26 protein-coding genes are annotated in these 20,034 nt (G+C 66.1%); 3 read left to right on the forward strand and 23 right to left on the reverse strand.

All coding sequences use genetic code 11. The features are described 5' to 3' along the window. Nucleotides 1–2: 2 nt before the first annotated feature. Nucleotides 3–2,762, reverse strand: coding sequence for a [protein-PII] uridylyltransferase (locus QOL79_RS11470; RefSeq protein ID WP_283419688.1), 2,760 nt, complete (start codon nucleotides 2,760–2,762; stop codon nucleotides 3–5). Then, nucleotides 2,759–5,362, reverse strand: coding sequence for a DNA mismatch repair protein MutS (gene mutS, locus QOL79_RS11475; protein WP_283420004.1), 2,604 nt, complete (start codon nucleotides 5,360–5,362; stop codon nucleotides 2,759–2,761). Before mutS ends, QOL79_RS11470 begins: the two co-directional genes overlap by 4 nt. 523 nt (nucleotides 5,363–5,885) lie before the next feature. Between mutS and QOL79_RS11480 the strand changes: the two genes are divergently transcribed. Next, entirely contained in the window at nucleotides 5,886–8,150 is a 2,265-nt protein-coding gene (locus tag QOL79_RS11480) for an NADP-dependent malic enzyme (RefSeq protein WP_283419689.1), read from the forward strand. A 66-nt stretch (nucleotides 8,151–8,216) separates the two neighbouring features. Here the strand turns inward: QOL79_RS11480 and QOL79_RS11485 are convergent, their stop codons facing one another. Further along, a complete protein-coding gene (locus QOL79_RS11485; protein WP_204993509.1) occupies nucleotides 8,217–8,708 on the reverse strand; it encodes an outer membrane protein assembly factor BamE in 492 nt (163 codons plus the stop codon). Nucleotides 8,709–8,878: 170 nt separating this feature from the next. On the opposite strand from QOL79_RS11485, the gene QOL79_RS11490 reads away from it, so the two are divergent. Together QOL79_RS11490 and QOL79_RS11495 are read left to right on the forward strand one after the other, a co-directional pair. Beyond that, complete coding sequence (locus QOL79_RS11490; RefSeq protein WP_283419690.1) at nucleotides 8,879–9,403, forward strand: ubiquinol-cytochrome C chaperone family protein; 525 nt, start codon at nucleotides 8,879–8,881, stop codon at nucleotides 9,401–9,403. Beyond that, nucleotides 9,400–9,927 carry a YceD family protein gene (locus QOL79_RS11495; RefSeq protein WP_283419691.1) on the forward strand — a complete coding sequence of 176 codons (528 nt, stop codon included), beginning with the start codon at nucleotides 9,400–9,402 and terminating at the stop codon, nucleotides 9,925–9,927. Before QOL79_RS11490 ends, QOL79_RS11495 begins: the two co-directional genes overlap by 4 nt. Here QOL79_RS11495 and QOL79_RS11500 read toward each other — a convergent pair. From QOL79_RS11500 to rpsS, 20 genes are all read right to left on the reverse strand, one after another. Further along, a complete protein-coding gene (locus tag QOL79_RS11500) occupies nucleotides 9,924–10,598 on the reverse strand; it encodes an SRPBCC family protein (RefSeq protein ID WP_283419692.1) in 675 nt (224 codons plus the stop codon). The genes QOL79_RS11495 and QOL79_RS11500 overlap by 4 nt on opposite strands. A gap of 124 nt (nucleotides 10,599–10,722) precedes the next feature. Then, nucleotides 10,723–11,376: an adenylate kinase gene (locus tag QOL79_RS11505; protein WP_283419693.1), complete on the reverse strand. Its 654-nt coding sequence runs from the start codon at nucleotides 11,374–11,376 to the stop codon at nucleotides 10,723–10,725. Between the two features lie 48 nt (nucleotides 11,377–11,424). Continuing rightward, entirely contained in the window at nucleotides 11,425–12,798 is a 1,374-nt protein-coding gene (secY, locus tag QOL79_RS11510; RefSeq protein ID WP_058454363.1) for a preprotein translocase subunit SecY, read from the reverse strand. A 270-nt stretch (nucleotides 12,799–13,068) separates the two neighbouring features. After that, complete coding sequence (gene rplO, locus QOL79_RS11515) at nucleotides 13,069–13,593, reverse strand: 50S ribosomal protein L15 (protein ID WP_282950186.1); 525 nt, start codon at nucleotides 13,591–13,593, stop codon at nucleotides 13,069–13,071. 47 nt (nucleotides 13,594–13,640) lie between these two features. Next, complete coding sequence (locus tag QOL79_RS11520) at nucleotides 13,641–13,847, reverse strand: DUF1737 domain-containing protein (RefSeq protein ID WP_058454362.1); 207 nt, start codon at nucleotides 13,845–13,847, stop codon at nucleotides 13,641–13,643. Between the two features lie 6 nt (nucleotides 13,848–13,853). Next, entirely contained in the window at nucleotides 13,854–14,039 is a 186-nt protein-coding gene (rpmD, locus tag QOL79_RS11525) for a 50S ribosomal protein L30 (RefSeq protein WP_058454361.1), read from the reverse strand. Nucleotides 14,040–14,043: 4 nt separating this feature from the next. Next, nucleotides 14,044–14,736 (reverse strand): 30S ribosomal protein S5, encoded by a 693-nt coding sequence (gene rpsE, locus QOL79_RS11530; RefSeq protein WP_058454360.1) that lies wholly within the window; start codon nucleotides 14,734–14,736, stop codon nucleotides 14,044–14,046. A gap of 1 nt (nucleotide 14,737) precedes the next feature. Then, the gene (gene rplR / locus QOL79_RS11535) at nucleotides 14,738–15,094 is read right to left on the reverse strand and encodes a 50S ribosomal protein L18 (protein WP_058454359.1); all 357 of its coding nucleotides are present in this window, start codon (nucleotides 15,092–15,094) and stop codon (nucleotides 14,738–14,740) included. Nucleotides 15,095–15,097: 3 nt separating this feature from the next. Next, nucleotides 15,098–15,631, reverse strand: a complete 534-nt coding sequence (rplF, locus tag QOL79_RS11540; RefSeq protein WP_058454358.1) for a 50S ribosomal protein L6 — start codon at nucleotides 15,629–15,631, stop codon at nucleotides 15,098–15,100. Next, nucleotides 15,631–16,035, reverse strand: coding sequence for a 30S ribosomal protein S8 (rpsH, locus tag QOL79_RS11545; protein ID WP_058454357.1), 405 nt, complete (start codon nucleotides 16,033–16,035; stop codon nucleotides 15,631–15,633). Before rpsH ends, rplF begins: the two co-directional genes overlap by 1 nt. An 11-nt stretch (nucleotides 16,036–16,046) precedes the next feature. Then, nucleotides 16,047–16,352 (reverse strand): 30S ribosomal protein S14, encoded by a 306-nt coding sequence (gene rpsN, locus QOL79_RS11550; RefSeq protein ID WP_058454356.1) that lies wholly within the window; start codon nucleotides 16,350–16,352, stop codon nucleotides 16,047–16,049. Between the two features lie 52 nt (nucleotides 16,353–16,404). Beyond that, nucleotides 16,405–16,983: a 50S ribosomal protein L5 gene (gene rplE / locus QOL79_RS11555; protein WP_058454355.1), complete on the reverse strand. Its 579-nt coding sequence runs from the start codon at nucleotides 16,981–16,983 to the stop codon at nucleotides 16,405–16,407. Beyond that, nucleotides 16,976–17,293, reverse strand: a complete 318-nt coding sequence (rplX, locus tag QOL79_RS11560) for a 50S ribosomal protein L24 (protein ID WP_058454354.1) — start codon at nucleotides 17,291–17,293, stop codon at nucleotides 16,976–16,978. The genes rplE and rplX overlap by 8 nt, the downstream gene beginning before the upstream one ends. Nucleotides 17,294–17,295: 2 nt before the next feature. After that, nucleotides 17,296–17,664, reverse strand: coding sequence for a 50S ribosomal protein L14 (gene rplN / locus QOL79_RS11565; protein ID WP_011543078.1), 369 nt, complete (start codon nucleotides 17,662–17,664; stop codon nucleotides 17,296–17,298). Between the two features lie 64 nt (nucleotides 17,665–17,728). Continuing rightward, nucleotides 17,729–18,004: a 30S ribosomal protein S17 gene (rpsQ, locus tag QOL79_RS11570; RefSeq protein WP_058454353.1), complete on the reverse strand. Its 276-nt coding sequence runs from the start codon at nucleotides 18,002–18,004 to the stop codon at nucleotides 17,729–17,731. A 12-nt stretch (nucleotides 18,005–18,016) separates the two neighbouring features. Then, nucleotides 18,017–18,220, reverse strand: a complete 204-nt coding sequence (gene rpmC, locus QOL79_RS11575) for a 50S ribosomal protein L29 (RefSeq protein WP_058454352.1) — start codon at nucleotides 18,218–18,220, stop codon at nucleotides 18,017–18,019. A gap of 5 nt (nucleotides 18,221–18,225) precedes the next feature. After that, nucleotides 18,226–18,657, reverse strand: a complete 432-nt coding sequence (gene rplP, locus QOL79_RS11580; protein ID WP_058454351.1) for a 50S ribosomal protein L16 — start codon at nucleotides 18,655–18,657, stop codon at nucleotides 18,226–18,228. An 11-nt stretch (nucleotides 18,658–18,668) separates the two neighbouring features. Continuing rightward, the gene (rpsC, locus tag QOL79_RS11585; RefSeq protein WP_058454350.1) at nucleotides 18,669–19,376 is read right to left on the reverse strand and encodes a 30S ribosomal protein S3; all 708 of its coding nucleotides are present in this window, start codon (nucleotides 19,374–19,376) and stop codon (nucleotides 18,669–18,671) included. 1 nt (nucleotide 19,377) lies between these two features. Beyond that, nucleotides 19,378–19,758 (reverse strand): 50S ribosomal protein L22, encoded by a 381-nt coding sequence (gene rplV / locus QOL79_RS11590; RefSeq protein WP_283419694.1) that lies wholly within the window; start codon nucleotides 19,756–19,758, stop codon nucleotides 19,378–19,380. Further along, complete coding sequence (rpsS, locus tag QOL79_RS11595; RefSeq protein WP_003042215.1) at nucleotides 19,758–20,033, reverse strand: 30S ribosomal protein S19; 276 nt, start codon at nucleotides 20,031–20,033, stop codon at nucleotides 19,758–19,760. Before rpsS ends, rplV begins: the two co-directional genes overlap by 1 nt. Between the last annotated feature and the right edge of the window lies 1 nt (nucleotide 20,034).

Here is a 20,034-nt window from a genome sequence, read left to right on the forward strand (position 1 = left end):
AGTCACGCAGCGACGGCTTCCTCGCTCCGGCTCGCGGCGGCTTCGAGCATCCGCTTCTCGAGGCTTTTGACGCGCGCGGCGCTGTCGATCTTGTCGCCGATCAGGTCGGTCACGTAAAAAGTGTCGACCGCGCGCTCGCCATAGGTCGCCACATGCGCCGAGTGCACCGTCACCTTCGACTGGAAGAGCGCGTAGGCGAGCTGGTTCAGCAGCGCCGGGCGGTCCTGCGCATTGACCTCGATCACCGTGAAGCGGTTCGACGCCTTGTTGTCGACGAAGACGCTGGGGGCGACGCGGAAGGCCTCGGCGCGGGTGCGCGGCAGCGCGCGCGCTTCGAGTTTCGGAAGCAATTTCTGGCGGTTGGCGAGCGCATCCTCGATCGCCCGCGTCAGCCGGCCGATCTGTCCCTCCTCTGCGAACGGGCGGCCGAGCGGATCCTGGACGAGGAAATTGTCGAGCGCGAGACCGTCGCGCGTCGTGTGGATGCGCGCGTCGATGATGTTGCCGCCGGCGAGGTGGATGCCCCCCGCCATGCGGTAGAAGAGCCCCGGATGGTCGGCGGCGAGCACCATCACCAGGGTCGCGCCGCGATCCTCGTCGGGCACCGCCGCGATGTGGAGCGGCGCGTCGCCCGCGGCCTGGATATGGCGAAGATTGGCGGCGATCACCTCGACCGGTTCGGCGATCCAATAGCTTTCGGGCAGGCGCTTGACGAGTTTGGCGAACGCCTTCTCGTCGTCGCCCAGCAGATCGGCGACCGCCTCCTTCTTCGCCTCGATCCGCGCCTCGCGCCCGCGCTGCTTGTGCCCGAGGCGCAGCACTTCCTCGGCCGCGTCGTACAGTTCGGTAAGAAGTTGGCGCTTCCAGCTGTTCCAGACGCCGGGGCCGACCGCGCGAATATCGACGACGGTGAGGACGAGCAGCAGGCGCAGACGCTCGGGGCTTTGCACGACCTGTGCGAAATCGAGGATCGTCTTGAAGTCGGCAAGGTCGCGCTTGAACGCCGTCGCCGACATCAGCAGGTGATAGCGCACCAGCCACGACACCGTCTCGGTCTCGGCATCGCTCAGCCCCAGTCGCGGGCAGACGCGCAGCGCAAGCTCGGCGCCGAGCACGCTATGGTCGCCGCCGCGCCCCTTGGCGATATCGTGGAGCAGCACCGCGACATAGAGCACGCGCCGCGAATGGATCTGGTCGAGGATTGCGGTCGAAAGCGGATGGTCGTCGGAGAGGCGCCCCTGCTCGATATCGGCGAGCAGCCCGATCGCGCGGATCGTATGCTCGTCGACCGTATAATGATGATACATGTCGAACTGCATCTGCGCGACGACACGGCCGAAATCGGGCACGAAACGGCCGAACACCCCGGCCTCGTTCATCCAGCGCAGCACCGTTTCGGGATCGCGCGGCGAGGTGAGCACGTCGAGGAACAGCTCGTTCGCGCGGGGGTTGCGACGAATTGCCTTGGTCTCGATCAGCTTCGCGTCGTGGCGCGCCTGCCGCATCGCCTGCGGATGGATTTCGAGGCCATGCTTGTCGGCGAGCGCGAAAATCTCGACCAGCCGCACCGGATCCGCTTGGAAGAAATCGTCCGACGGCAGCGCGAGCCGGCCGCGGTCGAGGACGAAGCCGTGGAGCTTGCCCGGCCGCCGTCGCAGGGTCGGCAGGAAGCGCCGCCCGCGCGCCGCCATCTGCTCGTCGAGATGCGCAAGGAAGGTGCCGGTGACGTCGCCGACCGCCTTCGCATGGATGAAATAGAGCTGCATGAAGCGCTCGACCGCGCTTTTGCCGGGACGCTCGGCGAAGTTCATCCTCTGCGCAATCTCGCGCTGGAAGTCGAAGGTCAGCCGGTCCTCCGCCCGCCCGGCGAGGATGTGGAGGTGGCAGCGCACCGCGAGCAGGAAATTCTCGGCGCGTTCGAACTGCCTGAGCTCGCGGCTCGTCAGCAGCCCCGCGTCGACCAGCTCGGGCACCGTGCGCACGCGGTGGATGAACTTGCCGATCCAGAAGAGCGTGTGAAGGTCGCGCAGCCCCCCCTTCCCTTCCTTCACATTGGGTTCGACGACATAGCGCGAATCGCCCATGCGCTTGTGCCGTTCGTCGCGTTCGGCAAGCTTTTCGGCGACGAACGCGCGCGCGTTGCCCGCGACGACCTCGGCGTCGAAGCGCGCGCTCGCCTGATCGTAAAGCTCGCGATCGCCCCAGATGAAACGCGCCTCCAGAAGTGCGGTACGGATCGTGAGATCATCCTTCGCGGCGCGGATCATCTCGTCGAGCGAGCGCGAGCTGTGCCCGACCTTCAGCCCCAGATCCCAGAGAGTATAGAGCTGCGCCTCGATCACCTGCTCGGTCCAGCTCGTCTGCTTGAACGGCGTCAGGAAGCCGATATCGATGTCGCTGAACGGTGCCATTTCGCCACGGCCATAGCCGCCGACGGCGATCAGCGTGATGCGCTCGCCCGCCGAGCGATTGCCCGAGGGATAGAGATGGCCGACGGTGAAGTCGTGGCTGAGGCGGACGATCTGGTCGATCAGGAAGGCGGTCGCGTTTGCCGCGACGCGCCCCGACGAGGGGTGCGCGAGCAGCCGCCGGTTGATCTCCGCGCGTCCCTCTTCGAGCGCGGTCTTGAGCAGGGCTACCATCGCCGCGCGGCGCTTGCCGGTATCGCTCGTTTCGCCCGCGATCTCGCCGAGCCGGTCGGACAGCGCGCGCCGATCGATGATCGCGCGGCGGCCCTCAAGATTGTCGAAGATGTCGCTCATCGCTCGTCCGCCACGATCTGCTTCAGCCGGTAGAGCGCATCGAGCGCCTCGCGCGGCGCGAGTGTGTCGGGTTCGATGCCCGCGAGCGCGTCGCGGAGCGCGTCCTTCGCGGCGGCGGGCGCTTCCGCCAGCGTCGCGGCGAACAGCGGCAGGTCGTCGAGCCCCGCGGCGAGCCCGCCGGTCTTCTCGCGCCCCGCTTCGAGCTTCGCGAGCACCGCCTCGGCGCGCTTGACGACACCCGCAGGAACGCCGGCAAGCCGCGCGACGGCAAGGCCGTAGCTGCGGTCGGCGGGCCCTTCAGCAACTTCGTGGAGCAGCACCAGATCGCCCTGCCACTCGCGCGCGCGGACATGGTGGAGCGAGAGCGCGTTCAGCGTCTCGGCGAGGCGCGTGAGCTCGTGATAGTGCGTCGCGAAGAGGCAGCGGCACTTGTTGACCTCATGCACCGCCTCGACCACCGACCAGGCGAGCGCGAGCCCGTCATAGGTCGAGGTGCCGCGCCCGACCTCGTCGAGGATGACGAAGCTCTGCGGCGTCGCCTGCGCAAGAATCGCCGCGGTTTCGACCATCTCGACCATGAAGGTCGAACGCCCCCGCGCGAGATTGTCGCTCGCGCCGACACGGCTGAACAGCCGGTCGACGAGCCCGAGCCTCGCCGACGCCGCGGGGACGAAACCACCCGCCTGGGCGAGCACGACGATCAGGGCATTCTGGCGGAGAAAGGTCGATTTACCGCCCATGTTCGGGCCGGTCACGAGCCACAGCCGGTCGGCTTCGGAAAGCGAGACATCGTTGGGGACGAAACGCTCGCCCGCCTTCGCCAGCGCAGCCTCGACCACCGGGTGCCGCCCGCCGGAGACATCGAGGCACGGCGTGTCGGCAAGGTCGGGGCGGCACCAGTTGTGGCTCATAGCATGATCGGCGAGCGCGGCGGCGACGTCGATACGCGCGAGGACGTCGCAGCTCGCGGCGATCGCCTCGCGGCGGGAAACAGCGGCTTCGGTGAGGGCTTCGAGATGCGCGGCCTCGGCGGCAATGGCGTGGACGCCCGCCTGGGTGACGCGGCTCGCGGCTTCGTGAAGGTCAGACGAGTTGAAGCGCACGACACCTGCGAGCGTCTGGCGGTGGGTGAAGCCCGATTCGGGCGCCATCAGCGCGTCGGCGTGCTTCGCGGGCACCTCGACATGATAGCCGAGCACGCCATTGTGGCGGATCTTCAAGGAGGCGATGCCGGTACGGTCGCGATACTGCGCTTCGAGTGCGGCAATCGCCTTGCGACCGTCGCGCGCGGTTTCGCGCAGCGCGTCGAGCGCGGCGTCATAGCCCTCGGCGACATAACCGCCCTGCACGGCATCGACCGGCGGGGTTTCGATCAGCGCGCGCGTCAGTTCGTCGACGAGTGCGCCATGACCGTCGAGGCCCGGAAGCAGCCGCGCAAGCAAGGGCGGCAGGTCGGGGCGGCGGGCAAGCCGCTCGCGCAAGAGTCGCGCGCCGCCCAGCGCATCGCGAAGCTGTGCGAGGTCGCGCGGCCCGCCGCGCCCCGCGACGAGGCGGCCGAGCGCACGCCCGGCGTCAGGCAGCGCGCGCAGGGCGGCGCGAAGCTCGCCGCGCCAGAGTGCATCGCGGGCAAAGCCATCGACGAGGTCGAGCCGGTCGAGGATCGCCGCTTTGTCGATCAGCGGACTCGCCAGATCGTCGGCGAGCAGCCGCGCCCCCGCGGCGGTAACGGTGCGGTCGATCGTGCCGAGCAAGCTGCCGTCGCGCCCGCCCGCCATCGTGCGGACGAGTTCGAGGCTTTCGCGCGTCGCGGCGTCGATCGCCATGCGGCCCGACGCCTGATGCTTCAGCGGCGGCTGGAGGAAGATCGGCTGCCCGGTCGCGACATGATCGAGATAGGCGACGAGCGCGCCCATCGCGGCGAGCTCGCCGCGGCCGAACTGGCCGAAGCCGTCGAGCGTCTGGACGCCGAAGAAAGTCTCGAGGCGCTTTTGCGCCGCCGTGCTCCAAAAATCGGATTGCGGACGCCGCACGACCTGCCGCGCGACCCATTCGGGTACCGCGTCGGCGCTCTCGGTCACCAGAAGCTCCGACGGCGCCAGCCGCGCGAGTTCGGCGTCGACCTGTTCGGGGCGCACCGCAACGACCTCGAACCGCCCGGTCGAGATATCGGCGGCGGCGATCGCGACCTCACCCTCGCTGCCGACCTGCGCGAGGGCGGCGAGGCGGTTCGCGCTGCGGCCTTCGAGCAGCGCCTCCTCGGTCAGCGTCCCCGCGGTCACGAAACGCACGATGTCGCGCGCAACGAGCGCCTTCGATCCGCCGCGCGCCTTGGCCTCGGCGGGCGTTTCGACCTGCTCGGCTATGGCGACGCGGTGCCCCGCCTTGATCAGCCGCGCGAGATAAGATTCGGCCGAATGGACGGGCACGCCGCACATCGGCACCGGCTCGCCGCCATGTTCGCCGCGCGAGGTCAGCGCGATGTCGAGCGTCGAAGCCGCCGCCTTCGCATCGTCGAAAAACAGCTCGAAGAAATCGCCCATGCGGTAGAAGAGCAGGCAGTCGCCCGCCTTCGCCTTCAGCGACCAATATTGCGCCATCATCGGCGTCGCCGCGGGATGGGCGGCGGGTGCGGCGTTGCTGTTGGCGGCGGTGCGGGCGGTGGCGGACATCGCACCCTGCTTAGTGATTGGGGGCAGCAAGGCAAGGCGCGGGTCGCGAATGGCGGCTTTGGGGTGGATTCCAGACATTCGTCACCCCGGACTTGATCCGGGGTCCACGACTTCAACGCCGCGATGGATCCCGGATCAAGTCCGGGATGACGAAGAAAGGAATATCCTCCCTGCGGCGCAGCCGTGGGGAGGGGGACCGCTCGCGAAGCGAGTGGTGGAGGGGCCGCAACCTCGCGTCATTTGCCCCTCCGTCAGCGCTTCGCACTGCCACCTCCCCATGGCTTCGCCACGGGGAGGAACCAAACGGCAACCTTCGGTCGCTCCCAGTCGTTCGCAACCCTTGCGCCTGGACGCCACCCGAGTTTGCAACATTGCCGGTTACAATTCGCCCCGGTGGCGCTAGGGGAATCGGAAACGGGCGCGCGGTCTGGAAACACGAAACAGGGGACAAGGAATGGACAGCGGCAGCAAGGTGCAGTTTTCGGATCGTGAGGCCCTGCTCTACCACTCATATGGGCGGCCCGGGAAAATCGAGATCGTCGCCTCGAAACCGATGGCGACGCAGCGCGACCTTTCGCTCGCCTATTCGCCCGGCGTCGCGGTGCCCGTGCTCGCAATCGCCGAGGATCCGGGGAGCGCCTATGACTATACGGTCAAGGGGAACCTCGTCGCCGTCATATCGAACGGCACCGCGATCCTCGGCCTCGGCAATCTGGGCGCGCTCGCCTCGAAGCCGGTGATGGAGGGCAAGGCCGTCCTGTTCAAGCGCTTCGCCGACGTCGATTCGATCGACCTCGAAGTCGCCACCGAAGATCCGCAGCGCTTCATCGAGGCGGTCGAACTGCTCGAGCCGAGCTTCGGCGGCATCAACCTCGAGGATATCGCGGCGCCGAACTGCTTCATCATCGAAGCGGCGCTGAAAGAAAAGATGAACATCCCGGTGTTCCATGACGACCAGCATGGCACCGCGATCATCACCGCCGCCGGCCTGATCAACGCCTGCCACCTGACCGGGCGCGACCTGTCGACGGTCAAGGTCGTCGTCAACGGCGCCGGCGCGGCGGCGATCGCCTGCACGGCGCTGATCAAGGCGCTGGGCGTGCGGCACGAGAATGTGATCATGTGCGACCGCAAGGGCACCATCTATCAGGGCCGCACCGAGGGCATGGACCAGTGGAAGTCGGCGCACGCGGTGCCCACCGAAGCGCGCAACCTGACCGAAGCGCTGAAGGGCGCCGACGTCTTCCTCGGCCTGTCGGCGGCCGGCGCGCTGAAGCCCGAGATGGTCAAGGACATGGCGCCCGCGCCGATCATCTTCGCGATGGCGAATCCCGACCCCGAAATCTCTCCGCCCGATGCGCGCGCGGCGCGCCCCGACGCAATCATCGCCACGGGCCGTTCGGATTTCCCGAACCAGGTCAACAACGTCCTCTGTTTCCCCTTCATCTTCCGCGGCGCGCTCGACGTGCGCGCGACCGCGATCAACGAGGAGATGAAGATCGCCGCCGCCTATGCCATCGCCGACCTTGCGCGCCAGCAGGTGCCGGAAGAGGTGGCCGCAGCCTATGGCGGGCGCGCGTCGAGCTTCGGCCCCGAATATATCATCCCCTCGCCCTTCGACCCGCGCCTGATGGAAATCGTCCCCGCCGCGGTCGCCAAGGCGGCGATGGACACCGGCGTCGCGCAGCGGCCGATCGCCGATATGGAGGACTATCGCACCGAGCTTCGCGCGCGGCTCAACCCGACGACCTCGGTGCTGACGCTCGCCTATGAGGCGGCGCGCGCCAATCCGAAGCGCATCGTTTTTGCCGAGGGCGAAGAGGAAGTGGTGCTGCGCGCGGCGATCCAGTTCCGCGACGGCGGCTATGGCATTCCGGTGCTCGTCGGACGCGAAGGGCTGCACGACAAGCTGCGCGCGATGGGCGTGCCCGACGCCGAGAGTTTCGAGGTCCACAACAGCGTCAATTCGCCGCACGTTCCGCAGATGGTCGACATGCTCTACGAACGGCTGCAGCGGCGCGGATACCTCCGCCGCGACGTGGAGCGCATGGTCAACCGCGACCGCAACATCTTCGGCTCGCTTCTGCTCCAGCTCGGCCTCGCCGATGCGATGATCACCGGCACGACGCGCACCTATTCGCAGTCGATGCGCGAGGTGCGGCGCGTGATCGACCACGCCGAAGGCAAGACGCCGTTCGGCATCCACGTCCTCGTCGACCAGCATCACACCATCTTCATGGCCGACACGACGGTCAACGAGCGCCCGAGCGCCGAGATGCTTGCCGACATCGCCGAGCGTACCGCGCACGTCGCGCGGCGGATGGGGCATGAACCGCGCGTCGCCTTTCTCTCCTATTCGACCTTCGGCAACCCGCCGGGCTCGTGGCTCGACAATATCCGCGAGGCCGTCTGCATCCTCGACGAACGCAATCCCGGCTTCGAATATGAAGGCGAAATGGCGCCCGACGTCGCGCTCAACCTGCGCGCGATGAAGAACTATCCCTTCTGCCGTCTGTCAGGCCCGGCGAACGTCCTCGTCATGCCGGGGCTGCAGTCGGCGAACCTGTCGGCGAAGCTGCTGCGCGAACTTGGCGGCGGCGCAGTGATCGGCCCGATGCTGATCGGGATGGAAAAGCCGGTGCAGGTCGCGACGATGTCGTCGACCGCGTCGGACCTCGTCACCCTCGCCGTCCTGGCGGCGGGCGGTATCGCGCAGTAAAAGAAAGGCGGCGGTCGTCGGGGAGACGCCGCCGCTGTTGCAATCCGCCTGGCAAAGGCCGCCGGCTTACTGCCCCGGCGCGCCACCACCGGTCGTTCCCGGCGCACCGACCGCCCCGATATTGCCGAAGATGTCCTCGAAGAAGCTGCGCTCGCGGCCGAGCGTCGGCGTCTTGTCGCCATCGGGGTTGATCTTGCTCACCAGCTCGAGCCCGGTCTTGTCCACCGCGACGACATTGCCCGCGGGATCGAAGCGCACGCGCAGCACCTGCTGCGCGACGGGGCGCGGCCGGGCGAACGCCAGCTGGCGCGTCTCGCGCGAGACATAATAATATTCATTGTCGCTGAACTGACCGACGAAGGTCGGGCGGCCGAGGGTCTTTTCGACCGATTCGCGGTTGTCGACGCCGGGGGCGATCGCATCGGTCAGCACCGGATCGACGAAATAGCCCTGCCGGCCCTTGACCTGCGCGCAGCCGCTGGCGGTCAGCGCGAGCGCCACGCCCGCAACGATCAGGCGTGCGGGACGGGCGAAAGACTTGGGGTCGGCAATCGGCATCAACTCGTCTCCTTGCGCCGCTTTTCCCCGCATCGGGCGCCGGCGCTGGCAATCGCGCCTCTTAACCGCAAGCGGACGGCGCGCACAAGCGGCTTATGCCGCCCGAATGCTTGCGCCAAGCTGACTCAGAAGTCTTTTCGGATGGGCCGAATGCGCCTAAGCGTTGCGGCATGTTTTCTTCCCTCCGCAAGCTCTTCAAGTCCGAACCCGATCCCCGTGAAGCACGGCGCCCGCTGTGGAACGCCATCGTCGCGACCGCGCGGCAACCGCACTGGTATAGCGAGGGCGGCGTCCCCGACACGCTCGACGGTCGCTTCGACATGATCAGCCTGATCCTCGCGCTTGTCCTGCACCGGATCGACGAGGATCCGGACCAGGCGCGCGCGGGCGTCGAACTGACCGAATTGTTCGTCGACGACATGGACGGGCAGATGCGCCAGATCGGGTTCGGCGACATGGTCGTCGGCAAGCAGATCGGGCGGATGGTCGGCGCGCTCGGCGGCCGCCTCGGCGCCTATCAGGCCGCCGACGGATCGGATGAACTCAGGGCGGCGCTGGTGCGCAACCTGTGGCGCGGCAAGGAGCCGCCCGCCGCCGGGCTGGCGCATGTGATGGCGCGGGTGGCGGCGCAGCGCGCGGCGCTGGCGGCGACCCCGGTCGATACGCTCGTCGTCGCCGACCGGCTGCCCGGATGAGCGCGCCCGAATTTTCGCACGTCGTCACGCTTGCCGAGGCGGCGCAAGGTCGCACGATGCGCCTCGAAGCCGACGAAGCCGTCCGCGCGGCGATCGCGACGCGGCTCGACCTCGTCGCGCTCGACCGGTTCGTCGTCACCGCCGAGGTGCGCGCGGTCGCGGGCGGGATGGCCGCGAAGGGTGAGATCGAGGCGGTGGTCGTGCAGGGCTGCGCCGCGACCGCCCTGCCGGTGCCCGCGAAGCTCACCGAACCTTTCGATCTTCGCTTCCTGAAGGGCGCCGAGCCCGCCGTCGATCCCGACGAGGAGATCGAGATCAGCGACGGCGACTGCGATATCCTGCCGCTGGAGGACGACCGCGTCGATATCGGCGAGGCGGCGGTGCAGACATTGTCGCTGGCACTCGATCCCTTTCCGCGTCATCCGGACGCCGACCGCATCCTTGCCGAGAAGGGCGTGCTCCGCGAGGAGCAGGCGGGGCCTTTCGCGGCGCTCGCAAAGCTGCGCGGCAAACCCGGCGCCTAATCGCTCTCGGGCGTCTCTTTCGGTTCGTCCTTGACGAGGTCCGCGACCGCGGCGTCGAGACCCTGCTCGTCCTTCGGAGGCGCTTCCTTGGCCGCGCCATCGGTCTCACCTCGCGCGACGGGCAACGATCCGCCGAGCGCCTTCGCCAGCCCGACGAGCTGCTCGCCGAGGACGCGGTCGACCCCCGGCGCAACGTCGGCGACCTTGAAGCGCATATAGCCGCCCACCGTATAATCGAACCGGATCGCGCTTCCGGTCGACGTCGGCTTGATCTGGATCGTCAACGTGCCGACCACCGCTTCACCCTGCAACGGACCGAAGGCGCCCGACAGGCGCATCATTTCGTCGGGTTTTGCGAACAGGATGCGCGCGTGCTGGACGCTGCCCGGCGCGCCGCCCGGCTTGGCGGGAGGCAGCTTCTCGCAGAAGCAACCGCCGGCCTGCGAATCGAGCCAGAAATTCGCCGCGTCGCCCGACCAGCTATGATCCTTCGACCACCATTTGTCGGGGGTGCGGAGCATCTTCCAGACGTCTTCGGGCGAGGCGGCGACCTGCGCGCTGTGCGCAACGGTGAAGCCGATGTCGCTCTGGTCGATCACCTTCGCCTGCGCGGGCATAGCCAGCGCAGCGGCCGAGAGTATCCCAGCGGCGAGACAGGATTTAGATTTCATACAATCCCCCTCCTCCCTGAGCTCCGTCATTGCGAGCGAAGCGAAGCAATCCAAGGCGGCCTTACACCGCTCTGGATTGCCACGGGCCTGCGGCCCTCGCAATGGCGTTTACAATGGGTTCGGCTTAGCTGCCGAGGATCGCCTCGATCGCGCCGTTGACATGGTCGATGTTGGCCATGCCGTCGACCTTGCTGACGATGCCGCGCGCCTCGTAGATCGGCAGGATCGGCGCTGTCTTGGCACGATATTCGGCCATGCGCGTGCGCACCGTTTCCTCATTGTCGTCGGGACGGCGCTTGAACTCGTGGCTACCGCACACATCGCAGGTGCCTTCGACCGTCGGCAGCTTGTAGCGGTCGTGATAACCCTCGCCGCACTTGGCGCACGAAAAGCGGCCGGTGATGCGGTCGACGAGCGCGTCCTCCTCGACGACCAGCTCGATCACATGGTCGAGCTTGCGGCCGCGATCCGACAGGATCTGGTCGAGCGCGTCGGCCTGTGCGGCGGTGCGCGGATAGCCGTCGAAGATCACCGAGGTGTCGCCGCCGAGCTCGTCGAGCCGTTCGCCGATCAGACCCGAGACGATCTCGTCCGAGACGAGCTCGCCCGCGTCCATGACCGCTTTCGCCTGGAGGCCGATCGGGGTGCCCGCCTTGACCGCCGCGCGGAGCATGTCGCCGGTCGAGAGCTGAACCATGCCATGCTGGCTTTCGAGCCGCGATGCCTGCGTTCCCTTGCCCGCGCCCGGCGGTCCAAGCAAAATGATGTTCAGCGTCATGGAAGCCCCTGTTACCTCTGCCCTGTCGGGATTCGCGTAGCGGCGGCGTCAGCGACGCGCAATGCCGCCTTTCAATTTGGCCTTCTTGATGAGGTCGCCATATTGATGCGCGAGCATGTGGCTCTGGATCTGGCTGATCGTGTCGATCGTGACGTTCACGATGATCAGCAGGCTGGTGCCGCCGAGCTGGAAGGGCAGGCCCGATCCCGCGATGAAATATTCGGGGATAAGACAGATCGCCGCGAGGTACGCAGCGCCGATCACGGTGATGCGCGTGAGCACGAAGTCGAGATAGGCGGCGGTGTTCTTGCCCGGGCGGATGCCGGGGATGAAGCCGTTCTGGCGCTTCAGATTGTCGGCGGTTTCCTCGGGATTGAAGACCACGGCGACGTAGAAGAAGCAGAAGAAGATGATCCCCGCGGCATAGAGCGCCATGTAGAGCGGCTGGCCGTGCGCGAGATACTGGTTGAGCGAGACGAGGAATTCGCCCCACGCCGTGTCCTGCTGGACATTGTTGCCGAGCATCTGGGTCACCGTCAGCGGCATCAGCAGCAGCGACGAGGCGAAGATCGGCGGGATGACGCCCGCGGTGTTGACCTTGAGCGGCAGGTGGCTGCGGTCGGCCTGCATCACGCCGCGCTGCGTCGCGCGCTTCGGATATTGGACGAGGACGCGGCGCTGTGCGCGTTCCATGAAGGCGATGAAGGCGATGACGACGATCGCGCCGCCGACGACCGCGACGATCGTGCCGCCGCCCATCGAGCCTTCGCGCACCTGCGTGAACATCTGCGCGAAGCTGCGTGGCAGCTGGGCGAGAATGCCCGCCATGATGATCAGCGAGACGCCGTTGCCGATGCCGCGGCTGGTGATCTGCTCGCCGAGCCACATCAGGAACAACGTACCGCCGACGATCGAGATGACGGCGCCGATGCGGAACATCATGCCGGGGTCGACGACCGCCGCGATGCCCTGGCTCTGGCCGAGCGTTTCGAGGCCGACCGCGATGAAATAGCCCTGGATCGCGGTGAGGAACACCGTGCCGTAGCGCGTATATTGGTTGAGCTTCTTGCGCCCGCTCTCGCCCTCTTTCTTGAGCGCGGCGAGGCTCGGCGCCAGCGCCGAGGCGAGCTGCACCACGATCGAGGCGGTGATATAGGGCATGACGCCGAGCGCGATGATGCTCATGCGCTCCAGGCTGCCGCCCGAGAAGGTGTTGAAGATGTCGAGGACGCCGCCGGACGCGGCTTGGCTGTAGAGTCGCGACAACGCGACGGGGTCAACCCCCGGCAGCGGCACGAACGACAGGAAGCGGAAGACGATCAGCGCGCCGATCGTGAACCAGATGCGGTTCTTGAGTTCGGTCGCCTGGCCGAACTTAGAAAAATTGAGGTTGGATGCAAGCTGGTCGGCGCGAGAGGCCATCGGTAGTTTCCTCGAGGATATTCCGGACCGCGCCCCCGCGACCCGGCGCCTATGTGCGTTCGGAGGTCACGAAGCGCAAGGGGAAAGGCCTTACTTAAGCGGCAGGTTGATACCGAATGCCGCCTTCATTGTCCGTTCGCATCGAGCGAAGTCGAGATGCCCCTCGAACTTGCGCTGTCCCGATGGGTGTCTCGACTTCGCTCGACACGAACGGGAAAAGAGAGGTCGTCAAATGACGTAGGGCGGCCCTTTCGGAGCCGCCCTCGTATATTACTCGGCCTTGGCCTTGGCGCGCCGCTGGGCCTTCTTGCCTTCGGGCGCCGCTTCCTTGACTTCAGGAAGCTCGACCTTGCCACCGGCCTTCTCGACCGCCTCGATCGCGCCCTTCGACGCGCCGGCGACCGCAAAGGTCAGCTTGGCCGTGAGTTCACCCTTGGCGAGGAGACGGACGCCGTCCTTGCCGCCGCGCGCAACGCCAGCGGCCTTCAGCGCGGCGTGATCGATCACGGCCTTCGCATCGAGCTTCTTGGCATCGACCAGCTTCTGCACCAGGCCAAGGTTCACGATCGCGAAATCCTTGCCGAAGATGTTGTTGAAGCCGCGCTTCGGGATACGCATGTGGAGCGGCATCTGGCCGCCCTCGAAACCGTTGATCGCGACGCCGCTGCGGGCCTTCTGACCCTTCTGGCCGCGGCCGGCGGTCTTGCCCTTGCCCGAGCCGATGCCGCGTCCGACGCGCATCCGGCCCTTGCGGGCGCCCTTGTTGTCGCTGAGTTCGTTAAGCTTGATCGTCATGTCTGTGCACTCGCTTTCGCTGTGGTCGCGCTGTGGACCGAAAGATTTCAGTCCGGTTCGATTTCATTCGACGGCTGAAAACCGGGATAGGGCCCGGCCTTCTCCATCACGATGGCCTGGGCGACATAGCCGCGGCCATCGACTTCGGTAATCGAGGGGCTGCCGTGAAGCTGCCATCCCCGGTTGAGCAGTCCCTCAACCCGCGCGCAAAAGGCGCTGTCGTCGGGACCGGTCAACAGGCGGTAGAGCTTCACTGGCGTTTAGCCCTCGACGATTTCCACCATGTGCGGAAGCTTGCGGATCATGCCGCGCACTTCCGGCGTGTCGACCAGTTCGACTTCACGGTGCATCTTGCCCAGGCCGAGGCCGGTCAGGATCTTGCGCTGGTCCTTGGGGCGACGGATCGGCGAACCGATCTGGCGGATCTTGATCTTCTTGTCGGCCATCGTCTTACTCCGTCACCGCCGCGGCTTCCGCCTCGGCTGCGCGGTCGGACGAACCGCCACGCTTGATCAGGTCCGAAACCTTCTTGCCGCGACGCTGTGCGACCGACTTCGGGCTCGTCTGTTCGCCGAGCGCCTCGAAGGTCGCGCGGATCATGTTGTAGGGGTTCGAGGTGCCGACCGACTTGGTCACCACGTCGGCGACGCCCAGCGATTCGAACACGGCGCGCATCGGACCGCCGGCGATGATGCCGGTACCCGCGGGCGCCGAGCGCAGCGTGACGTTGCCGGCACCGAAGTGGCCACGGCCGTCATGGTGCAGCGTGCGGCCGTCGCGGAGCGGAACGCGGATCATCGCCTTCTTCGCAGCAGCCGTCGCCTTCGAAATGGCTTCGGGCACTTCGCGCGCCTTGCCATGACCGAAACCGGCGCGGCCCTTGCCGTCACCGACGACGACGAGCGCGGCGAAACCGAAGCGCTTGCCGCCCTTCACGGTCTTCGAAACGCGGTTGATGTGGACGAGCTTTTCAATGAGCTCTTCGCCACCGTCTTCGTCGCGCGGACGGCGATCGTCGCGGCGGCCACGGCCACCGTCACGGCCACCGCGGCCACCGTCGCGGCCGCCACGGCCACGGCGGGGAGCGCCGGTGTTTTCGGTCGCTTCGGGCGCCGCTTCGGCGTTCTGAATTTCGTCAGCCATATTAGAACTCCAATCCGCCTTCGCGAGCCGCGTCGGCCAGCGCCTTGATGCGCCCGTGGAACAGGAAGCCGCCACGGTCAAACACGACCTGCGTCACGCCCGCCTTCTTGGCGGCCTCGGCGAGGCGCTTGCCGACTTCGGCAGCGGCCGCAGCCGTGGCGCCCGAGGTCTTGCCGCGGACATCCTTGTCGAGCGTCGAAGCGGCGGCCAGCGTCGCACCGGCAGCGTCATCGATGAGCTGCGCATAGATGTGACGGCCCGAACGGTGCACCGAGAGACGCGGACGTCCACCGGCACGCTGGCGGAGGGCGGTACGCACGCGCTGGCGGCGTTTTTCGAAAGTGGTAAGATGTGCCATGGCTTACTTCTTCTTGCCTTCTTTGCGGAAGATGTACTCGCCGCGATACTTGATGCCCTTGCCCTTATAGGGCTCCGGCTTGCGCCAGCGACGGATTTCCGCCGCCACCTGACCGACTTTCTGCTTGTCGATACCGCTGATCTCGATCGTCGTGTTGTCCGGCGTCTTGATCTCGATGCCCTCGGGCACCGCGAAATCGACATCGTGGCTGTAGCCGAGCTGCAGCTTCAAGGTCTTGCCCTGCGAGTTGGCGCGATAGCCGACACCGGTGATTTCGAGCACCTTGGTGAAGCCCTCGGTCACGCCCGTGATCAGGTTCTGCACCAGCGTGCGCTGCATGCCCCAGAAGGCGCGCGCTTCACGCGTGTCGTTCGCGGGCTGCACCGAGATGCTGCCTTCACCGACTTCATACTTGATGTTGTCGGAGAGCGTCATCGCGAGGGTGCCCTTCGGGCCCTTCACCGAGAGCTGGCCGCCGTCGATCGCAGCGGTCACACCGCTGGGGATCGCCACTGCCTTTTTACCAATGCGCGACATCAGAACACCTCCGCCAGCACTTCGCCGCCGACATTATGCTCGCGGGCCTCGGCGTCCGAAAGAACGCCGCGCGGGGTCGACACGATGGTGATGCCCAGGCCGTTGCGCACGATCGGCAGCTCTTTCGAGCCCGAATAGACGCGGCGGCCCGGCTTCGAGACGCGGGCCACGTGGCGGATCGCCGGCTGGCCTTCGAAATATTTGAGCTCGATGCGAATGCCCTTGTGCTGGCCCTTCGCGCCCAGCGATTCTTCGCTGTAGCCGCGGATATAGCCTTCGCGCTGGAGCACATCGAGAACGCGGACGCGCAGGGTCGAGGCGGGAGTCAGGACGCTGTCCTTCTTCGCCTGCTGGCCGTTGCGGATGCGGGTGAGCATATCACCCAGGGGATCGGTCATTGCCATCTTCTAGTCCCTTACCAGCTCGACTTCACAACACCCGGGATCAGGCCCTTGTTGGCCAGATCGCGGAGCTGCACGCGGCACAGCCGGAATTTACGGTAATAGGCACGCGGACGGCCCGTCAGCTCGCACCGGTTGCGGATGCGGGTCGGGTTACCGTTGCGCGGAATTTCCGCCATCTTGAGGCGCGCGATCAGACGCTCGCCATCGTCGAGCGAGGTGTCGGCCGCAATCGCCTTCAGCTTCGCATAACGGCCGGCGTATTTCTTCACCAGCTTCTTGCGACGCTCATTCTTGTTCACCGAACTCAGTTTCGCCATGACTTAAGTTCTCTTTCCTTCTTGAAAGAGCCTGCCTGGTCCCTTGCGGGACTCAGGCGGCTTCCTTTTCCTGCGCTTCGATCGGGAAGGGGAAGCCGAACAGCTTGAGCAGTTCGCGGGCCTCTTCGTCCGTGCGGGCGGTGGTGGTGACGATCACGTCCATGCCGCGCACCGTGTCGATGCGGTCATAGTTGATCTCGGGGAAGATGATCTGCTCTTTCAGGCCCATGGCATAGTTGCCACGACCGTCGAAGCTCTTCGCCGACACGCCGCGGAAGTCGCGGATGCGCGGCATGGCGATCGTGATCAGGCGATCGAGGAATTCGTACATGCGTTCGCGGCGCAGGGTGACCTTGCAACCGATCGGCATGCCTTCGCGCAGCTTGAACTGGGCGATCGATTTCTTCGCGCGAGTCACGACGGGCTTCTGGCCGGCGATGAGTTCCATCTCGGCAGCGGCCGCTTCGACCTTCTTCTTGTCCTGCGTGGCTTCGCCGACGCCCATGTTGAGCGTGATCTTTTCGATCTTCGGCACTTCCATCGCATTCTTGTAACCGAACTTCTCGGTCATCGCCTTGACGATCTTGTCGTCATAGAGCTTGCGCATACGCGGGGTGTAAGCATCAGCCATTGATCGTCTCCCCGGACTTCACGGCCACGCGGACCTTCTTGCCGTCCTTGGTTTCAAAGCGGACGCGCGTCGGCTTGCCGGTCTTCGGATCGGCCAGCGCGACCTTGCTCGCGAAGAGCGGCGCTTCCTTGCGCTCGAGACCGCCCTGCGGGTTCTGCTGGGTCGGCTTGCGGTGGCGGGTGATGACGTTCACGCCCGCGACGACGACCTTGCCATCCTTCGGCAGCGCCTGCGTCACTTCGCCGGTCTTGCCCTTGTCCTTGCCGGACAGGACGACGACGGTGTCACCCTTCTTGATCTTGTTCGCCATGGTCAGAGCACCTCCGGCGCCAGGCTGATGATCTTCATGTAGCCGCGGCCGCGCAGTTCGCGGACGACGGGGCCGAAGATACGCGTGCCGATGGGCTCTTCGTTCTTGTTGACGAGCACGGCGGCGTTGCTGTCGAAACGGATCACCGAGCCGTCGGCGCGGCGAACGTCCTTCGCGGTGCGGACGATGACGGCGCGATGCACGTCACCCTTCTTCACCTTGCCGCGCGGCTGGGCTTCCTTGATCGAGACGACGATCACGTCGCCCACGCCGGCAGTGCGACGCTTCGAGCCGCCCAGCACCTTGATGCACTGGACGCGCTTCGCACCGCTGTTGTCGGCGACTTCCAATTGTGACTGCATCTGAATCATCGATGCATTTCCTTCTTCTCTGGCCTACCGGGCCATCCCGGCGGTTCCGTGAAACTCTTCGCGCTTACGCGTCGATCTCGTCGGCTTTCTTCGCCTTGGTCGAAACCTCGACCTTGTCGAGGACCTTCCAGGTCTTCAACTTCGAGATCGGACGCGTTTCCTCGATGCGGACGGTTTCGCCAGCCTTGAAGCTGTTGTCCTCATCGTGGGCGTGATACTTCTTCGAACGGCGGATGATCTTGCCGTAGAGCGGGTGCTTGACCTTACGCTCCACCTTCACCACGACGGTCTTGTCGCCCTTGTCGGACACCACCGTGCCGGTCAGAATGCGCTTCGGCATGGGTTGGTCTCCTTATTTCGCAGCCGAGCGCACGCGCCCGGTCTGTTCGGTCTTGATGCGCGCGATCGTGCGGCGCACTTCCTTGACCCGCGACGCCTTTTCCAGCTGGCCGGTGGCGGCCTGGAAACGGAGGTTGAACGCCTCGCGCTTCAGTTCGCCAAGCTGTTCGGCGAGCTGGTCGTCGGTCTTCTTGGTCAGATCTTCGGTCTTGGCCATGGCCCTCAACCCTCCAGATGCGAGGTGTCGCCGAGGCGGGCAACGACCTTCGTCTTGATCGGCAGCTTCATCGCCGCGCGTTCGAACGCCAGCGCGGCCACGGGGCCGGGAACGCCGTCGAGTTCGAACAGGATGCGGCCGGGCTTGACGCGGGCGGCCCAATATTCGGGCGAACCCTTGCCCTTACCCATACGGACTTCGGCGGGCTTCGACGACACGGGGACGTCGGGGAACACGCGGATCCACAGGCGCCCCTGACGCTTGATCGCACGGCTGATCGCACGGCGAGCCGCTTCGATCTGGCGCGCGGTGATGCGCTCGGGTTCCATCGCCTTCAGGCCATAGGAGCCGAAGTTCAGGTCGGTGCCGCCCTTGGCGAGGCCGTGGATGCGGCCCTTGAACGCCTTGCGGAACTTGGTTTTTTTCGGTTGCAGCATGTCAGCGTTCCTTAGCGGCGATCATCGCGAGCCGGACGGACGCCGGTCGTCTGCGCGTCGAGCATCAGACGGTCGGTCGCCATCGGGTCGTGACCCAGGATCTCGCCCTTGAAGATCCACACCTTGATGCCGCAAACGCCATAAGCGGTGTGCGCTTCGGCCTCGGCATAGTCGACGTTGGCGCGGAGCGTGTGCAGAGGCACACGGCCCTCGCGATACCATTCGGTGCGCGCGATTTCCGCGCCGCCCAGACGGCCGGCGCAGTTGATGCGGATGCCCTCGGCGCCCAGACGCATCGCCGACTGCACCGCGCGCTTCATGGCGCGGCGGAAGGCGACACGGCGTTCGAGCTGGTCGGCAATGCCCTGTGCGACGAGCTTGGCGTCGACTTCGGGCTTGCGGATCTCGACGATGTTCAGCGACACGTCGCTGCCCGTCATCTCACCGAGCTGCTTGCGCAGCTTTTCGATGTCGGCGCCCTTCTTGCCGATGATTACGCCCGGACGGGCGGCATAGATCGACACGCGGCACAGCTTTGCCGGACGCTCGATCACGACCTTCGAGATCGCGGCTTGCGGCAGGTGCTTGAACACGAACTTGCGGATCTTCAGATCCTCGACAAGCATGCGGCCATAGTCCTGGCCTTCGGCGAACCAGCGGCTGTCCCAGGTGCGGTTGACCTGCAGGCGCAGGCCGATCGGATTGCTCTTCTGGCCCATCTTACGCCTCTTCTTCCTGTTCGCGGACGACGATGCGGATGCGGCTGAAGGGCTTGACGATCCGGGTCGACTTGCCGCGGCCACGAGCGTGCCAGCGCTTCATCGAGATCGACTTGCCCACGCTCGCTTCCTTGACGATCAGCGCGTCAACGTCGAGGTTGTGGTTGTTTTCCGCGTTGGCGACGGCGCTGGCAAGAACCTTGCGCACGTCGACGGCCATCGCCTTCTTCGAGAAAGCGAGGACGTTCATCGCGTCTTCGACCTTGCGGCCGCGGATCAGCGCCGCGACGAGGTTCAGCTTCTGCGCCGAACCGCGGATCTGCGTGCCCACGGACAATGCCTCATTATCCGCAACGCGGCGGGGGGACTTTTCCTTGCCCATTAGCGTTTGCCCTTCTTGTCGGCCGCGTGACCGGGGAAGAAGCGCGTCGGCGCAAATTCACCCAGCTTCATGCCGACCATGTCTTCATTGACCGACACCGGCACGAACTTGCGGCCGTTGTAGACGTTGAAGGTCAGCCCGACGAACTGCGGCAGGATGGTGGAGCGACGCGACCAGGTCTTGATCGGGGCAGAGCTGCCACCGTCCTGAGCCGCTTCGGCTTTCTTGAGGAGATGAAGGTCGACGAACGGACCCTTCCAGACCGAGCGAGCCATG

This window comes from Sphingopyxis sp. Geo48, from assembly GCF_949769155.1.
In the GTDB taxonomy this organism is placed as follows: domain Bacteria; phylum Pseudomonadota; class Alphaproteobacteria; order Sphingomonadales; family Sphingomonadaceae; genus Sphingopyxis.

What these genes read in the sequence shown, in the direction of transcription:
- QOL79_RS11470 (WP_283419688.1), bottom strand. Translation starts at nt 2,762, where the DNA reads ATGAGCGACATCTTCGACAATCTTGAGGGCCGCCGCGCGATCATCGAT.
- mutS (WP_283420004.1), bottom strand. Translation starts at nt 5,362, where the DNA reads ATGATGGCGCAATATTGGTCGCTGAAGGCGAAGGCGGGCGACTGCCTG.
- QOL79_RS11480 (WP_283419689.1), top strand. Translation starts at nt 5,886, where the DNA reads ATGGACAGCGGCAGCAAGGTGCAGTTTTCGGATCGTGAGGCCCTGCTC.
- QOL79_RS11485 (WP_204993509.1), bottom strand. Translation starts at nt 8,708, where the DNA reads ATGCCGATTGCCGACCCCAAGTCTTTCGCCCGTCCCGCACGCCTGATC.
- QOL79_RS11490 (WP_283419690.1), top strand. Translation starts at nt 8,879, where the DNA reads ATGTTTTCTTCCCTCCGCAAGCTCTTCAAGTCCGAACCCGATCCCCGT.
- QOL79_RS11495 (WP_283419691.1), top strand. Translation starts at nt 9,400, where the DNA reads ATGAGCGCGCCCGAATTTTCGCACGTCGTCACGCTTGCCGAGGCGGCG.
- QOL79_RS11500 (WP_283419692.1), bottom strand. Translation starts at nt 10,598, where the DNA reads ATGAAATCTAAATCCTGTCTCGCCGCTGGGATACTCTCGGCCGCTGCG.
- QOL79_RS11505 (WP_283419693.1), bottom strand. Translation starts at nt 11,376, where the DNA reads ATGACGCTGAACATCATTTTGCTTGGACCGCCGGGCGCGGGCAAGGGA.
- secY (WP_058454363.1), bottom strand. Translation starts at nt 12,798, where the DNA reads ATGGCCTCTCGCGCCGACCAGCTTGCATCCAACCTCAATTTTTCTAAG.
- rplO (WP_282950186.1), bottom strand. Translation starts at nt 13,593, where the DNA reads ATGACGATCAAGCTTAACGAACTCAGCGACAACAAGGGCGCCCGCAAG.
- rpmD (WP_058454361.1), bottom strand. Translation starts at nt 14,039, where the DNA reads ATGGCCGACAAGAAGATCAAGATCCGCCAGATCGGTTCGCCGATCCGT.
- rpsE (WP_058454360.1), bottom strand. Translation starts at nt 14,736, where the DNA reads ATGGCTGACGAAATTCAGAACGCCGAAGCGGCGCCCGAAGCGACCGAA.
- rplR (WP_058454359.1), bottom strand. Translation starts at nt 15,094, where the DNA reads ATGGCACATCTTACCACTTTCGAAAAACGCCGCCAGCGCGTGCGTACC.
- rplF (WP_058454358.1), bottom strand. Translation starts at nt 15,631, where the DNA reads ATGTCGCGCATTGGTAAAAAGGCAGTGGCGATCCCCAGCGGTGTGACC.
- rpsH (WP_058454357.1), bottom strand. Translation starts at nt 16,035, where the DNA reads ATGGCAATGACCGATCCCCTGGGTGATATGCTCACCCGCATCCGCAAC.
- rpsN (WP_058454356.1), bottom strand. Translation starts at nt 16,352, where the DNA reads ATGGCGAAACTGAGTTCGGTGAACAAGAATGAGCGTCGCAAGAAGCTG.
- rplE (WP_058454355.1), bottom strand. Translation starts at nt 16,983, where the DNA reads ATGGCTGATGCTTACACCCCGCGTATGCGCAAGCTCTATGACGACAAG.
- rplX (WP_058454354.1), bottom strand. Translation starts at nt 17,293, where the DNA reads ATGGCGAACAAGATCAAGAAGGGTGACACCGTCGTCGTCCTGTCCGGC.
- rplN (WP_011543078.1), bottom strand. Translation starts at nt 17,664, where the DNA reads ATGATTCAGATGCAGTCACAATTGGAAGTCGCCGACAACAGCGGTGCG.
- rpsQ (WP_058454353.1), bottom strand. Translation starts at nt 18,004, where the DNA reads ATGCCGAAGCGCATTCTGACCGGCACGGTGGTGTCCGACAAGGGCGAC.
- rpmC (WP_058454352.1), bottom strand. Translation starts at nt 18,220, where the DNA reads ATGGCCAAGACCGAAGATCTGACCAAGAAGACCGACGACCAGCTCGCC.
- rplP (WP_058454351.1), bottom strand. Translation starts at nt 18,657, where the DNA reads ATGCTGCAACCGAAAAAAACCAAGTTCCGCAAGGCGTTCAAGGGCCGC.
- rpsC (WP_058454350.1), bottom strand. Translation starts at nt 19,376, where the DNA reads ATGGGCCAGAAGAGCAATCCGATCGGCCTGCGCCTGCAGGTCAACCGC.
- rplV (WP_283419694.1), bottom strand. Translation starts at nt 19,758, where the DNA reads ATGGGCAAGGAAAAGTCCCCCCGCCGCGTTGCGGATAATGAGGCATTG.
- rpsS (WP_003042215.1), bottom strand. Translation starts at nt 20,033, where the DNA reads ATGGCTCGCTCGGTCTGGAAGGGTCCGTTCGTCGACCTTCATCTCCTC.